We start from the raw sequence: 15,695 nt of genomic DNA, 5'->3' as shown, positions 1-15,695 counted from the left end.
CACTGAAAAATAACTTCAACTCGCATTAACTCACCACCTAAAAGGATGGGAGACTTTTGCTGAAAGAAGTTAAAGTCACTACTCTAACTCTACCATGCTTTTAACTTCTATGCATTATTCTAAATCCTAAGACATTTTACGATATTGTTATAATCCATTATCCCTCGACAAATTGCATCCGGAATTGGCCCTCGTACTTGCACTAAGCATTCCCTTCCGAACCCGTGACATCCGCCGAAAGGCTTGTGCGAAGGAGTAGTACTAACACAGCTTCAGCACGGTGTTTTGTCTATGCGACAGCAACAGTACAAAGTTGGTCACTAAAGCTGTTGCCACAACGACGCAGCGTTCTTAGAGTGGGTTCCTTGATACTTAAAACCGTATTCATCTCATCACCTATAGAGGCGGATACTCCTGTACCTATCGCTTTGCTTTCGCTACAGAAATTATATTTCGACAAATATTTCTCGGGAAATAACATAGATTTACATACGAAGTATATAAAAAGACAGCCCTATTTTGGACTGCCTTCTATTCGAATTGATTAACGCCCTACATATGATAATGGTTTTTCTAACGAATCCTTTTTCTTAACTTCAAAGTGTAGATGTGTACCTGATGGATTTCTAGTAGTGCCTATAATTCCCCTAACAGATTTTCCCTACCACCTCTTATGATAGGTGACAGCAATGCACCTTCCACCTTTTCTATCGTAGTATTAATTACCCACTAATAGTTTTTGCACCAATATACTGTACCATAAAGAAAATACAGTTTAACTGTTTTCATCTTATTGTAATGTAAATGTATTAATTCTCTACTAATTGTTACATCATTCCTATTTTTATAGCTATTAAAAAGTATAGTTTCAGACGTAGATTTTGCTCCAGTCTTGTACTTTTCACGAGGTATCTAGACCCTAAGCCGCTCAACCTCTACTCCAAGCCTTATGACTTTTTGCTTTTTTAATATTCTGATAAAATAGAGATTAGATACATTAGTTGAATGGAGCGATTAATTTGAATGTTTTACAAACATCTGAAATAACCCCTAAAGTAAGAAAACCTCAATGTAAAAATCCCGTTCGAAAACTTATCATTAGGACTATTATGGTGGCATTAGGTGCAGTCATTATGGCACTGGGGCTTGAGCTATTTTTAGTACCAAACCACATTATGGATGGTGGAATCGTAGGTGTTTCCATTATTACTTCTCATTTATTAAATTTACCTCTTGGTATTTTCATCTTCATTTTAAACTTACCTTTCATCTTTTTAGGCTATAAACAAATCGGTAAAACCTTTGCACTTTCCACAGGGCTCGGAATTACAGTACTCTCATTAACAACGCTTTTCTTACATAATCTAAACCCGTTTACTCAAGATACGCTATTGGCCACAGTTTTTGGTGGTATGATTTTAGGTATTGGTGTCGGCATTGTCATTCGTTATGGTGGCTCATTAGATGGGACAGAAATTTTAGCTATTTTATTTAATAGTAAAACACCGTTTTCCGTTGGTGAAATTATTATGTTCTGCAACTTACTCATCTTTGCGGTAGCGGGATTTGTGTTCACATGGGAACAAGCCATGTACTCTATCCTGGCATACTATATTGCCTATAAAATGATTGATATCGTCATTCAAGGCATGGAGGAATCAAAATCCGTTTATATCATTAGTGATGAAATTGATGAAATTGGGCAAACGATTATGGACCGACTCGGTCGAGGTGTAACCTTCCTTCATGGCGAGGGGGCTTATACAGGGAACGATAAAAAAGTTATTTTTACCATCATTACCCGATTAGAGGAATCCAAGCTTAAATCCATCGTCGCTGAAATTGATGATCATGCATTCCTAGCAATTGGTAATATTGCAGAGGTTAGAGGTGGCCGCTTCAAGAAGAAAGATATTCACTAATGAAAAAGGACGTACCGCATATGGTACGCCCTTTTTGATTTATATTTATTTCGCTTCCCAAACATCCACTAAAACGTTCGTTTGTTCACGTGCAGGACCAACAGAGAAAGTAGCAATTTCAATACCCGTTAATTCACTTACGCGTTCTACATAGCGACGTGCATTCTCAGGTAGCTCTTCTAATGTTTTGCAGCCCGTAACATCTTCTGACCAGCCTGGAAGCTCTTCATAAATTGGTTCACATTGTTCAATAATATGAAGATTTGCTGGATACTCAGTAATCGTTTCATCTTTATATTTATACGCTGTACAAATTTTAACTGTTTCTAAACCAGATAAAACATCGATTGAGTTAAGCGCAAGATGCGTAATACCACTTACTCGGCGTGAGTGGCGCACAACTACCGTATCAAACCAACCTACACGACGTGGGCGGCCAGTTGTTGTACCGTATTCACGACCAACTTCACGGATTTGTTGACCTACTTCATCAAATAATTCAGTTGGGAATGGTCCATCGCCAACACGAGACGTATAGGCTTTAGATACACCAATAACACTTGTCACTCGTGAAGGACCAACACCAGCACCAATCGCTACTCCACCAGCAACAGGATTTGAAGATGTTACGAATGGATACGTACCTTGATCGACATCAAGTAAAATACCTTGTGCTCCTTCAAATAACACTTTGCCGCCTTCATCTAGTACATCATTTAAGATTTTAGACGTGTCAGTTACATATTTTGCGATTTCTTGTCCATAGCCGTAGTATTCTTCGAAAATTTCTTCGAATGTTACGCCTTCAACTTCGTAAAATTTCTCAAATAACTTATTTTTAATTGCTAAATTTTGACGTAGTTTTTCTTCAAATACATCCTTGTCTAGTAAATCAGCCATACGGATACCGATACGTGCTACTTTATCTTGATAGCATGGTCCAATCCCTTTACAAGTCGTACCAATTTTTTTATCGCCACGGCTTTCCTCATCCGCGATATCTTGCTTAATATGATATGGCAAAATAACATGCGCACGATTAGAAATTCGTAAATTATCTGTATCAATGCCACGCTCTTGTAAGCCTCTAAGCTCAGTAACTAATGACTTTGGATTAACAACCAAACCATTTCCGATTACTGAAGTTTTCTCTTTATAAAAAATACCTGATGGAATTAAATGTAACTTATAAGTTTCACCATCAAATTTAATTGTATGTCCTGCATTATCGCCACCTGCAAAACGAGCGATTGCATCAGCTTTTTGTGAAAGGAAATCCGTAATTTTACCTTTTCCTTCGTCTCCCCACTGTGTTCCTACAACTACAACTGATGTCATAGTCAGCACCTCCGTTAGATACCATTTGTATCTCAATTTTTAAGCCGTTAATTATTGTATCAATGATAGAAACGCCTAGTCAACAAAAATACTTAAAAACACGAACATAAAATCAAAAAATATGATTCAACGTTCGTGTTTAATAACAGAATGGTATGAATATTATCGAACATTCAGATTAATTCCGTCTTGGTGTAATGTCCCACGTTGAGTTCCTCTAAAAGAAGGAAATTTTTCTTATGAATGAAGATAAATATTACTCACGTGGAGGTGGTGGTGGCATTTGCGACCAATCCACATTAATGAATTTATTGAATTCTTTTTTAAAAGCAAGTGTAACTGTACCCGTTGGACCGTTACGCTGTTTAGCAATAATAATTTCAATCATATTTTTACTCTCGGACTCTTTATCGTAATAATCATCACGATATAAGAAGGCAACAATATCGGCATCTTGCTCAATACTTCCCGATTCACGTAAGTCACTCATCATAGGTCGCTTATCTTGACGTTGCTCAACGCCACGAGATAACTGTGATAATGCAATGACCGGAACCTTTAACTCACGCGCTAAACCTTTTAAAGAACGTGAAATCTCAGATACCTCTTGCTGACGGTTCTCACCTGGCTTACCACTACCTTGAATAAGCTGTAAATAATCGATCAAAATCATACCGAGGCCATGCTCCTGTGCTAAACGTCGACATTTTGCTCGAATTTCATTGATACGTACACCTGGTGTATCATCAATAAAAATTCCGGAATTCGATAAACTTCCCATTGCCATAGTTAGTTTACCCCAATCTTCCGTTGTTAAAGCACCTGTACGTAAAACTTGTGCATCTATATTTCCCTCCGCACAAAGCATACGCATAACTAGCTGCTCAGCACCCATCTCTAGCGAGAAGATCGCAACGTTTTCACGTGCTTGAACGGCAACACTTTGTGCGACATTCAATGCAAAGGCCGTTTTCCCTACAGAAGGACGTGCCGCTACAATAATTAAATCGTTGCGCTGGAAGCCAGCTGTTATATTGTCTAAATCACGGAAGCCTGTCGGGATACCTGTAACATCACCTTTTTGTGATTGAAGCTTTTCGATGTTATCAAAGGTTTCCACCAATACGTCTTTAACATGCTTAAAGTCTCCCGCATTTTTACGATTGGCTACCTCCATCATTTTCTTCTCTGCTTCACCTAGTAATGCCTCTACCTCATCCTCACGAGTATAGCCATCTTCTACTATTTTAGTAGCTACACGAATTAAACGACGTAATAGTGCCTTTTCTTCGACAATTTTCGCATAGTGTGCGACGTTAGCAGCTGTAGGCACAGCATTGGCGAGCTCTAGTAAATAAGATAGCCCGCCAACATCCTCAATTTCCTTTTTAGCTGATAATTCTTCCGTAACTGTTACAACATCTATCGCTTTTCCTTGATCACTTAAACGTAGCATCGTTTCAAAAATTGTCTTATGTGCATTATGATAAAAATCATCTGCTAGTAAAATTTCAGATGCCGTGATTAATGATTGAGGATCGAGGAAAATTGCACCGATAACCGATTGCTCCGCTTCCCGGTTATGCGGTGGGACGCGGTCCATCATCGGTTCGTTCATGGTTCGTCGCCCCTTACTCTTCCGTTACATGAACTTTTAATGTTGCAGATACTTCATGATGTAGTTTTACAGGTACATTTGTAAAGCCTAGCGCACGAATTCCATCACTTAAAGTCATTTTACGTTTATCAATTTTTATACCATGCTTTTTTTGAAGCGCATCAGCAATTTGCTTTGTAGATACTGAACCAAATAGGCGACCACCTTCACCTGATTTTGCTTTTAATTCTACTGTTAAAGCTTCTAGTTTTTCTTTTAACGCTTTCGCTTCTGCTAATTCTGCAGCGGCGTTTTTAGCTTCTAATTTCTTTTGACCATCTAATTGACTTAATGCTTGTGCATTTGCTTCAGCAGCATAGCCATTTTTAATCAAGAAATTTTGTGCATAGCCGTCCGCTACATTTTTTATTTCCCCTTTTTTCCCTTTTCCTTTAACATCTTTTAAAAATACTACTTTCATGATTCAGAACTCCCTTCGAGTACCTCATTTATGGCCTCTTCTAAATATTTTCTTACTCCATCAATGGAATTTGCTTCGACTTGGCAAGCTGCATTCGTTAAATGCCCACCGCCGCCTAACTTTTCCATAACAAGCTGCACGTTTACTTCGCCAAGCGATCTTGCACTTATGCCGATTTTGCCATCTGAACGATGTGCAATGACAAAGGAAGCACCAACATCCTTCATTGTTAGTAAAATGTCTGCTGTTTGCGCAATTAGTACAGAATCATACACTTTCGCTTCCTCACCTACAGCAATAGCAATACCCGGCTTCACGAACTTAACCGTTTGCACTATTTTAGAACGCTCAATATACGTATCGACATCTTCTTTTAATAATCGCTGTACTAGCACTGTATCGGCACCATTTGTCCGTAAATAAGAAGCCGCTTCAAACGTACGGGCTCCTGTGCGCAGTGTAAAACTTTTCGTATCGACTATAATTCCTGCCAGCAATGCCGTAGCCTCTAGCATATTAATCTTCGCACGTTTTGGTTGGTACTCGAGTAACTCTGTTATAAGTTCAGCTGTGGACGATGCATATGGCTCCATATAAACAAGCGTTGGATTTTCTATAAAATCCTCACTTCGACGATGGTGATCAATCACCACAACTTTTTCTGCCAGCTTCAATAGCTGTGAGTCGATGACTAAATCCGGTTTATGCGTATCGACTATAACGAGCAAAGATTTTTCTGTCATTCTTGCCGCAGCTTCCTCTGGCGTTAGGAAATTTTCATAGAAATCCGATTTACTCTCTATTTCATTCATTAAACGTGTTACACTTCCGTTTAATTCCTCGAAATTCACGATCACATAGCCCTTCACATCATTCATCTGTGCCATTTTACGTACACCAACAGAGGCACCAATAGAGTCCATATCAGGGTTTTTATGTCCCATAACAAATACTTGGTCACTATCCTGAATTAAATCACGTAGTGCATGAGAAATAACACGTGCTCTAACGCGTGTACGTTTCTCAACAGGGTTCGTTTTCCCACCATAGAATTTCAGTTTTCCTGTAGGTTGCTTGATGGCAACCTGATCACCACCACGACCTAAAACAAGATCTAGACTTGATTGTGCTAGTTCACCAAGCTCTACTAATGAAGATGATCCTGCGCCAACACCAATACTTAATGTTAATGACATATTTTTTTGCGCTGTTTTTTCTCGAATTGTATCTAAAATGGCAAATTTTTTCTTCTCAAGCTCCATTAAAATGGATTCGTTTAATACAGCTAAAAAACGATCGGATGATATTCGTTTGACAAATATCCCTTGTTCAGCCGCCCAATCATTAACAATTGATGTCACCATCGTATTCGTTAAACTACGTGGCTGGTCATCCATTGCTTGCGTAATTTCGTCATAATTATCAACAAATAAAATGGCGATAACTGTACGATCTGCATAGTATTGTTTTTCAATAGCTATCTGCTCCGTTATGTCAAAGAAATAGAGTAAATTCTCTTCTTTTTTATAATAAACTCGATATTTACGATCATGGAGCGTAATCGTATCTTCGTTTGTCTCTTCGCTTTTCATTAGCACGTAGATGTCGTCAGATATATTAACGATTCCTTCACCTACTAAATTCTCCATATTTAAAACGCCTTGCATATATGGATTCGACCATTCTATTTCATATTGATCATTGACAAGTAAAATCCCAATTGGCATTTCAAGCAATGCCTCTTCCCCTACTTTTTTCATGCGGAAAGAAATGGATTCAATATGCCTTTCTGTTTCATCAAAGGTAATCTTTTCTACCTTCCACGTATAGACCATTAATAGTACAAAACCTATTCCATAACCGACACCTATCCCGATATTCCAAATACATAGAAGCACGAACGTCACAATGCCAAAAATGGAAAGAACAAAAAGCGGATAGCGGATTGGTCGTTTTCTAAAAGTCCCCATTACATCAGCCCCTTATTCTTTAGTTTTTCCCTTCACAAGTGAACGTACGTCGAAACCTAAATCTACGATGCCTAGCAATATCATAAAGGATGATAGTGGTAAGGCTAACAAAGTAGCTATCCATTTTACAGCATTCGGCATTCCCTTTTTAGAAATAAGATAATGTATAAAGGAAATCCCCTGCAGGATTAATAACATCCATAAAACATAAGAAACATTTAAAACAATAATATCTAATGTAGATCCAGCTTCTGGACGCATAAATAAGTTAATGCATAAAACAATCATGTAATACCATAAAATAGATCGTGGTAGACGCATATGTTGGAACGGTGGAAATTTCGGTACGTCTAAACCAAGACGTTTTAATACAGGTAAATTGAATGTCATGACAATAAATGCTGTCATAAATGCAGAGAGTGTTACTATTGCAGGTATTGTCAGTTCAACTGTTTTTAACAGAGCCTCAATTAGCTCTGGCTGAAACGCTTCTTGACCTGTCATAGTTTTGGTCAGTTCATTTGATTGCTCATAACTTTCACGGAACAACTCCATGCTTATGTTAATCATATTGATACCAGAAAATTGAACATAGGCTACATAGACAATTGTCATTGACAGAAGAACAGCAACCCCAGATGACATGAATAGGTAAAGTTTGCTCTTCTTTTGATTAATTGCATTTCCTATTACGACACCAAGTAATGCCAATACAAAGGCAAATGGTAACATAATTAAGCCAGTTGTTAGAGTGGTTAAAATACAGCCTACTACTGCTACAAATACTGATGATGAACGCTTATAATTTGCGCTATACCAAGCAATCGGTAATGGGGCAAATATTAGACTTACTATACGAATGAATGGTACATATGCAGAAATAAGCATAAGAAGCGTAAAGATTGCGACCATCATTGAGCCATGTAAAAGCGCCTTTGTTTGATTATTCGGCATTGAAAACCTTCCTTTTTTCAGTCAATCTTACTGACCTTTATTGTACCATTTTTTTAGGTTATTGAACAAAAAACGCTAAGAACAACTGAATGCTTTGCCATTAATTTTGTAGAACCAATGACTAAAGCGTGAAATACATAGCTATATAGGGAGATTTTTTACCGAAAAGGCATAACAAATTCATTATTTATGTTCTTATATATATTGTTGAAATTTTTCAACGATGCATACGACCGTTACTACTGCATGAAAAAAGGCTTTTAATCGAAATGATTATAAGCCGTTTGTTTTTAAAAATGTTACTTAGTCGATTGTTTCTCAATCTCTAAAATTTCATCTTTTCTTTATTCATGTCTGTTAAGAGTGTAATAAATTCTTATGATAATAGCAAATGGTAATATATAGAGCAATTACTGAGGTAAAGATCATTACTATAGTATTGCGATGACAAGATCAACAACTCCAGTTTTATAAATAAAAAAGCACAACTAAAGTTAATTAAACCTCGTTGTGCCTTTATTATCTTATTTGTCTTCTGCTACGAATGGAAGTAATCCCATGATACGAGAAACTTTGATAGCTGAAGTTAATTTACGTTGGTACTTAGCGCTAGTGCCAGTTACGCGACGTGGTAAAATTTTACCGCGCTCAGAGATGAATTTTTTAAGTAAATCCACATCTTTATAGTCGATATGCGTAATGTTATTAGCAGTGAAGTAGCAAACTTTACGGCGTTTGCGGCCTCCGCGACGTGGTGCCATAGTATGTCTCCTCCTTATCATTTTTTATTAGAAGTATTAGAATGGTAAGTCATCCTCAGATACTTCTATCGGTCCTTTGCTATTAGCAAATGGATCCTCATCTACACGTGTATAATTCGGCTGATTCATAGGTGGTTGATTTTGCTGATAAGCATCGCCGCCAAATGAACCCTGCCCTGGCATAGCACCACCAAACTGTTGTTGTGGTTGTCCACCGCCATATGACGGTTGATTATTACCGTAAGTATTCTGCCCACCATATTGAGGAGCAGGAGCACCGCTAGTATTACGAGGCTCTAAAAACTGTACGCTATCAGCCACTACATCTGTTGTGTATACTCGTTTACCATCTTGTCCTTCATAGCTGCCTGTTTGAATGCGACCTTCCACTCCAATCAAACTTCCTTTTCGCATGAAGTTCGCTAAGTTTTCAGCCTGTTTGCGCCAAGCAACACAGCTAATGAAATCAGCTTCGCGTTCACCTTGTTGGTTTGAGAATGTTCGATTCACAGCAACTGTAAATCTTGTAGACGCAACACCATTAGGCGTATAGCGTAGCTCAGGATCTTTTGTTAGTCTTCCAACTAATACGACACGGTTTATCATCAGAAATGCAACCTCCTTTTCAGCATTTTGTTAAATGATTATGCTTCTTGGCGAACCGCAATGTGACGAATGATATCTTCGCTAATGTTAGCAAGACGTGTGTATTCGTTAATTGCTTCTGAAGTAGCGTTTACTTTCACGATTTGGTAGAAACCTTCGCGGAAGTCTTGAATTTCATAAGCTAAGCGGCGTTTGCCCCACTCTTTTGATTCGATGACTTCTGCACCGTTAGAAGTTAAGATTTCGTTGAAACGTTCAACTAAAGCTTTCTTCGCTTCGTCTTCAATGTTCGGACGTACGATGTACATTAATTCGTATTTTCTCATCTGTTTACACCTCCTTATGGACTTAGGCTCTCCTGTATACAGGGAGCAAGGAGCAAGTAATAATTATTACTCACATCAATGAATTGTAACATATAGATACATGTCTTTCAAGTCGCAACCAAACAATTCTTTCTATATAATGAACTTAATTCATGAATGAGAGGAGGATCTTCATGCTACCAGATAAAGAACCTATTGTAATAGAGTTGGATATAAAAAAACTAATGATGGATAATATTGTTGTCACAAGTGGTCTCGTCATATTATTTGTAGCTATTCAAGCTATTTGCTTTAAAGATTTTGATTTTTCATTTTGGAATATGATACTTGGATCTTTCCTTTTTGTTATTCTGTATATTATTTTCATTGTCTTACATGAAGCCTTTCATTTAATTGGCTTTATGGTCTTTGGAGGCGTACCCTTTAAATCGTTAAAATATGGCCTGAATTTAGAGCTTGGCATAGCGTACGCAACAACTGAACAACCGTTACCGAATCATGCAATGAAAAAAGCTTTATTACTTCCATTTTGGACAACTGGTGTTCTCCCGACAATTGCTGGTTTCTACTTTAACAGTACTGTTTTAGTATTAGTAGGTGCTTTTTTAATCGCTGGTGCAGTTGGTGATTTTTCCATGTATACAGCATTACGAAAATACCCAAAAAATGCATTCATACAAGATGATCCTCATTTACCTAAGCTTTATGTATATTTGCCCGAGGAAAAGAAATAACTTTGCTGAGCGTCACGTTACAAATAGAATCTGCTTGTCCCCAAGCAGGTTCTATTTGTATTTATGGCGTTAAAAAACTATGCTGTGCTGCTGTATATAAATTTCTCCAAATACGATTAATGGAGGATGTCTCCGTAATTGCATCCATGCCAAGTCTACGTATTAAGCTATTGGCAATGTCTACACAAGTCGCTGCAGTATCTTTACTTATTCGTGAAAATTGTTGGAGTTGTTCTTCAGTCAACTCATGACCTTCTTTATGTTTTTGCCAGTATTCGTTCAACAGTAAATAATATCGCTCTTCAAGCTGTTTAAAGTTCTTCTGTTGCTGCATCAATAAAAATTGTATTGCACCCATACGATCAGTACGGCTTGGATCATGCTTTCTTTGCTTTACTAAAATAGATGACTCTTCTAAGAAATTTTCTGTTATCCCAAGACAAACACTTAGAAATGAGGCTTCTGCAAATGCTCCAAACGGAAAACTATGTACCGTACTTCCATAATTGTTTTTAATTATACCCAATTGGAATGTTTCCTCTTGTGGTACCCAAACATTTTGCACACGGATCGTATGACTAGCTGTCGCTTTTAAGCCCATTGCTCGCCAATCATTAAGAATCTCTACTTGATCACGATTTACTGAGCAACTAATTATTTCATCTGTTCTATTTCCTTCATCCTCGACAACACAATTCATCGTAAAAGTTGTAGCATAATTTGAGCCACTACAATACTTCCATTGACCAGTAATACGATAGCCCCCATCGATTTTTTCTGCTACGCCAGTAGGATAGCCACTGCCTGCTATGACTGCATTTCTTGGTGAAAACATTTTTTCAACAACCTCTTTGTTCAATGTTGGAATAAACACGTTACCCCCTGTTCCTATTGTGACAAGCCAGCCAAAGTTACCATCAAGTGCAGACATCTGCTGAAATACTTTAATGCCCTCTAGTAGATCTAAATCTTTACCGCCTAATTCCTTTGCGGTAAATAGCTTAAACAATTGATGCTCATAAATAAGCTCTAATATGTCTTCTGGTAATTTACCTAACTCCTCTATTTCTAAACCACGATCTTTTATTTGTAATATGTTCATACTATCCCTCCTAATTGAAAATTCAGATAAAATTATATACAAAAAAAGACAATCTTTTGAAAGATTGCCCCCTGTTTGTTTTTTATACATTGAAACGGAATAACATAATATCGCCGTCTTGTACAACATACTCTTTACCTTCAAGACGTACTTTCCCAGCTTCTTTAGCAGCAGGTTGAGAACCAGCTTCTACTAAATCTTCGAAAGCAACTGTTTCTGCACGAATAAATCCACGTTCAAAGTCTGTATGAATGATTCCTGCACATTGTGGTGCCTTCATACCTTTACGGAACGTCCATGCACGTACCTCTTGTACCCCTGCAGTGAAATAAGTTGCTAGCCCTAGTAAATCATATGAAGTACGGATTAACTGGTCTAAACCAGATTCTTTAATGCCTAGTTCTTCTAAGAACATTGATTTTTCTTCATCATCAAGCTCAGAAATTTCTTCCTCAATTTTTGCACAAATTGTGATAACTTGAGCTCCTTCTGCAGCTGCATACTCACGTACCTTTTGCACATATTCGTTATTATCTGCATCAGCTACTTCATCTTCTGAAACGTTTGCCACATAAAGCATAGGTTTAATTGTTAACAGATGAAGTCCTTTAATAACCTTTAGCTCATCTTCTGAAAGCTCTGCAGCGCGTGCTGGTCGACCGTTTTCTAATTGTTCTTTAACTTTCACAAGAATTGGTTCTTCGATCATGGCTTCTTTGTCTTTTTGCTTTGCCATTTTGCTAACACGTTGTAATCGCTTATCAACAGATTCTAAATCAGCAAGTGCAAGCTCTAAATTAATGACTTCAATATCGTCAATCGGATCTACTCCACCTGATACGTGCGTAATATTTTCATCAACAAAACAACGTACAACTTGGCAAATTGCATCTACTTCACGAATATGAGCAAGGAATTTGTTCCCTAAGCCTTCACCCTTTGAAGCGCCTTTTACGATCCCAGCAATATCTGTAAACTCAAATGCTGTTGGGACTGTTTTTTTAGGTGTTACTAATTCTGTTAATTTATCTAAACGTGCATCTGGTACTTCAACAATACCGACGTTCGGATCGATTGTTGCGAATGGATAGTTTGCAGCCAATGCGCCCGCTTTTGTAATTGCGTTAAATAATGTTGATTTTCCAACGTTAGGTAAACCAACGATTCCAGCTGTTAATGCCATGTATGGACACAACCTTTCTATGATCTGTTCAAATTTGCTCTTAATAACGGATACTGTGAGGTTACAGAAATCCTCACTGATTCATCACTGTATAACCCTATCTATTATATTGATTCACTTCTAAAAAGTCTAATACACATCCATTTCGTCTTGGCATAATTGCGTCCGGAATTTGAATTGTGCCGTACAATTTATTTTTCAAAATCTATGACATCCACCGGAGACTTTATCTTCAATAAGTGGGTTCAGAACACCTACTGATTGAAGATAAAAACTAGTCCTCGCTAGCCGAAATGATAACCTTTTTCATTTTTTTCTCAAATTCACGGCGCGGAATCATGACACTATGCTGACAGCCTTCACATTTAATGCGTACATCCGCCCCCATCCGAATAATTTTCCATTCATTTGTACCGCATGGGTGCTGCTTTTTCATTTCAACAATATCGTTTAAACCAAATTTCTTTGCTTCCATATTACTCACTTCTCCCCTCTTCATTAACACCATAGAACATCATTTTTGGTTGAGCCATTGGTATATTATTTTCTTCAAAGAGTTTTGTAACATCACGACGAATCGTACGAGCCACCCCATGTTGTTGCTGTGGTAATGTTTCTGCGGCTATACGAATCGTTACCTCTGTCCCCTTAACATTTTGTACACCTAAAAAGACAGGTACTGCTACAAGTTCCTTATGAAGGTCAGGTAAAGTATTTAAATACTTTTTAATAATAGATTCAGCTTTTTCGAAATTGGCATCGGTCGTCATTTGTAAATCTATATAAATTTTAGAGTTGTTAACAGAGTAATTGACAACCTCACCTATCGAACCATTTGGAATAATAAACTGCTCTCCTGTAGAACCATTAATCTTTGTTGTACGTAAACCGATTTCTACAACAGTTCCTTCAGCAGCATTTATTTTTATATAATCGCCAACACCAAATTGGTCTTCAAAAATAATAAAGAATCCAGTAATGACATCTTTTACTAAACTTTGCGCACCAAAACCAATTGCTAAGCCGACAATCCCTGCTCCAGCCAATAGCCCTGCTATCTTAATCTCTAAGATCGAGAGAATAGCAATGATTGCTGAAAAATAAACAACATAGGAAATGACACTTTGTAATAATCTTGAAATTGTTGTTTGTCGACGTTCTGAATGATCTAAAGGTGAGCGCATACGCATTAAAAATACTTTTTTAATAAACTTTTTTCCTAACCGTACAGCTAGCCACGATACAATCAAGATAATAATAATCTTAACCGAAGCTTTTGTTATACTTATCCAGAGCTCCTCTGACATCAACTTATCCCAACTGCTCTTTAAAAACCTTTCACTAAACCAATCCATTATTACCACCTCTTGAATAACTTGCTAAAAATTTGCGTATACTGCATAAAAATCGAGCACTTCTTACAAATAAAAAGGAAAGTGAGTTTTTTTATGAATACTATACCAAAATTATTACTTCCTTATTCTCTTCATCATGAAAGTAAAAATATCGTTTGGCAGTTGAGTACATTATTTTTAGAACATATACCCTTTCATCATGAACGCCTTATTTTCTGTTGTATTGGAAGTGACCGTTGTACAGGTGATACACTTGGACCATTAACAGGTAGCTTCCTAAAAAAGTCTGTTAGTTTTCCATATGAAATTGTAGGCTCTTTAGACAATCCTTTGCATGCTCTTAATTTAGACACTACTATGCAACAGCTACACAATCATACTATAAAACCATTCATTATTGCGATTGATGCATGTCTTGGAAGTGAACAAAACGTTGGACATATTTCTGTACAGAATGGACCTATTTTTCCGGGGAAAGCTGTCAAAAAACAATTACCTCCCATCGGCGATATTTCCATTAAAGGAATAGTCAATGTTGGAGGCTTTATGGAAATGCTTGTTTTACAAAATACAAGACTTCATATTTCTTATGCAATGGCGGAAAAACTTTCAAGAGCTCTATTGCTCGCTACACATCGTTACTCACTAAAAAATATAGAAGATAGCAACCACAATACCAACAATGATGAGACCTGGCAACAAGTTAGCAGCTTTGATCTTAGTTAAGCCTGCTATATTTAAACCAATGGCAAAAATCATAACGCCACCTACAGCAGTCATTTCTTGAATAAACATTTGTAGTGCAGCATCTGGTATAAAAGAGCTAATAACACCTGCAAAAAGTGCAATTAATCCTTGATAAACGAATACAGGTACTGCAGATAATAGCACGCCAATACCTAATGTAGATGTTAAGATTATCGATATAAATCCATCGATTAATCCTTTCGTAATAAGTATATTATGATCGTTACGCAGACCACTATCGAGTGCACCAATGACGCCCATAGAGCCAACTACAAATATTAAAGATGCCGTTACAAAACCTTCTGCTATGCCAATTTGATTATTATCAGTTCGATTTTTACTAAATAAAGATTCTACCCATTTCCCAAGTCTATTCATTTGCTTATCTAAATCTAACCACTCACCAATTACTGTACCTACCACTAAACTAATCATTAAAATAATAAAATTATTACTTTCAAAGCCCATTTTAATCCCTAAAAGTGCAACTGCTAATCCAATAATCGATAATACAGTAGATTTCATCGATTCAGGAATATTTTTAAAAATACGTCCTACTAATGCACCTATCATAATAAGCAAAGCGTTAATTAATGCCCCTAGTAATACCACGTCCCAA

Annotated in this window: 16 protein-coding genes; 3 read left to right on the top strand and 13 right to left on the bottom strand. The window is 37.2% G+C overall.

The genetic code is table 11. From position 1 onward, the window contains the following. Window positions 1-1,109 precede the first annotated feature (1,109 nt). Window positions 1,110-1,922 (top strand): YitT family protein, encoded by an 813-nt coding sequence (locus ACIQ7N_RS07005; protein WP_402931251.1) that lies wholly within the window; start codon window positions 1,110-1,112, stop codon window positions 1,920-1,922. A 45-nt stretch (window positions 1,923-1,967) separates the two neighbouring features. On the opposite strand, the gene ACIQ7N_RS07000 is transcribed toward ACIQ7N_RS07005, so the two are convergent. The 8 genes from ACIQ7N_RS07000 to rpsF form a co-directional block, all read right to left on the bottom strand. After that, window positions 1,968-3,260 (bottom strand): adenylosuccinate synthase, encoded by a 1,293-nt coding sequence (locus ACIQ7N_RS07000; protein WP_132362521.1) that lies wholly within the window; start codon window positions 3,258-3,260, stop codon window positions 1,968-1,970. A gap of 256 nt (window positions 3,261-3,516) precedes the next feature. Further along, window positions 3,517-4,878: a replicative DNA helicase gene (dnaB, locus tag ACIQ7N_RS06995; protein ID WP_132362519.1), complete on the bottom strand. Its 1,362-nt coding sequence runs from the start codon at window positions 4,876-4,878 to the stop codon at window positions 3,517-3,519. A 13-nt stretch (window positions 4,879-4,891) separates the two neighbouring features. Next, window positions 4,892-5,338: a 50S ribosomal protein L9 gene (rplI, locus tag ACIQ7N_RS06990; RefSeq protein WP_132362517.1), complete on the bottom strand. Its 447-nt coding sequence runs from the start codon at window positions 5,336-5,338 to the stop codon at window positions 4,892-4,894. Then, window positions 5,335-7,308 (bottom strand): DHH family phosphoesterase, encoded by a 1,974-nt coding sequence (locus tag ACIQ7N_RS06985; protein ID WP_248717558.1) that lies wholly within the window; start codon window positions 7,306-7,308, stop codon window positions 5,335-5,337. Before ACIQ7N_RS06985 ends, rplI begins: the two co-directional genes overlap by 4 nt. A gap of 12 nt (window positions 7,309-7,320) precedes the next feature. Continuing rightward, window positions 7,321-8,262 (bottom strand): YybS family protein, encoded by a 942-nt coding sequence (locus tag ACIQ7N_RS06980; protein ID WP_402931118.1) that lies wholly within the window; start codon window positions 8,260-8,262, stop codon window positions 7,321-7,323. A gap of 524 nt (window positions 8,263-8,786) precedes the next feature. After that, complete coding sequence (gene rpsR / locus ACIQ7N_RS06975) at window positions 8,787-9,023, bottom strand: 30S ribosomal protein S18 (protein WP_012296211.1); 237 nt, start codon at window positions 9,021-9,023, stop codon at window positions 8,787-8,789. 36 nt (window positions 9,024-9,059) lie between these two features. Continuing rightward, a complete protein-coding gene (gene ssb, locus ACIQ7N_RS06970) occupies window positions 9,060-9,629 on the bottom strand; it encodes a single-stranded DNA-binding protein (protein WP_132362511.1) in 570 nt (189 codons plus the stop codon). 38 nt (window positions 9,630-9,667) lie between these two features. Then, window positions 9,668-9,955, bottom strand: coding sequence for a 30S ribosomal protein S6 (gene rpsF / locus ACIQ7N_RS06965; protein WP_053482932.1), 288 nt, complete (start codon window positions 9,953-9,955; stop codon window positions 9,668-9,670). Between the two features lie 173 nt (window positions 9,956-10,128). On the opposite strand from rpsF, the gene ACIQ7N_RS06960 reads away from it, so the two are divergent. Continuing rightward, complete coding sequence (locus ACIQ7N_RS06960) at window positions 10,129-10,689, top strand: DUF3267 domain-containing protein (RefSeq protein ID WP_402931116.1); 561 nt, start codon at window positions 10,129-10,131, stop codon at window positions 10,687-10,689. A gap of 61 nt (window positions 10,690-10,750) precedes the next feature. Here the strand turns inward: ACIQ7N_RS06960 and ACIQ7N_RS06955 are convergent, their stop codons facing one another. The 4 genes from ACIQ7N_RS06955 to ACIQ7N_RS06940 form a co-directional block, all read right to left on the bottom strand. Further along, window positions 10,751-11,791, bottom strand: a complete 1,041-nt coding sequence (locus tag ACIQ7N_RS06955; protein ID WP_402931114.1) for an acyl-CoA dehydrogenase family protein — start codon at window positions 11,789-11,791, stop codon at window positions 10,751-10,753. Window positions 11,792-11,873: 82 nt separating this feature from the next. Then, window positions 11,874-12,974, bottom strand: coding sequence for a redox-regulated ATPase YchF (ychF, locus tag ACIQ7N_RS06950; RefSeq protein ID WP_132362505.1), 1,101 nt, complete (start codon window positions 12,972-12,974; stop codon window positions 11,874-11,876). 274 nt (window positions 12,975-13,248) lie between these two features. Further along, window positions 13,249-13,449: a DUF951 domain-containing protein gene (locus tag ACIQ7N_RS06945; protein WP_132362503.1), complete on the bottom strand. Its 201-nt coding sequence runs from the start codon at window positions 13,447-13,449 to the stop codon at window positions 13,249-13,251. A 1-nt stretch (window position 13,450) separates the two neighbouring features. Further along, the gene (locus ACIQ7N_RS06940; RefSeq protein ID WP_132362501.1) at window positions 13,451-14,329 is read right to left on the bottom strand and encodes a mechanosensitive ion channel family protein; all 879 of its coding nucleotides are present in this window, start codon (window positions 14,327-14,329) and stop codon (window positions 13,451-13,453) included. 93 nt (window positions 14,330-14,422) lie between these two features. Here ACIQ7N_RS06940 and yyaC point away from each other — a divergent pair, with 93 nt between their 5' ends. Continuing rightward, a complete protein-coding gene (gene yyaC, locus ACIQ7N_RS06935) occupies window positions 14,423-15,055 on the top strand; it encodes a spore protease YyaC (RefSeq protein ID WP_132362499.1) in 633 nt (210 codons plus the stop codon). Here yyaC and ACIQ7N_RS06930 read toward each other — a convergent pair. Next, on the bottom strand, window positions 14,975-15,688 hold the full coding sequence (locus ACIQ7N_RS06930; protein WP_402931111.1) for a DUF554 domain-containing protein: 714 nt from the start codon (window positions 15,686-15,688) through the stop codon (window positions 14,975-14,977). The two genes, yyaC and ACIQ7N_RS06930, sit on opposite strands and share 81 nt — an antisense overlap. Window positions 15,689-15,695 lie beyond the last annotated feature (7 nt).

The organism is Lysinibacillus sp. NPDC095746, assembly GCF_044763535.1.
Lineage (GTDB): Bacteria > Bacillota > Bacilli > Bacillales_A > Planococcaceae > Lysinibacillus.
This window is presented reverse-complemented; position numbering and strand designations above follow the sequence as displayed.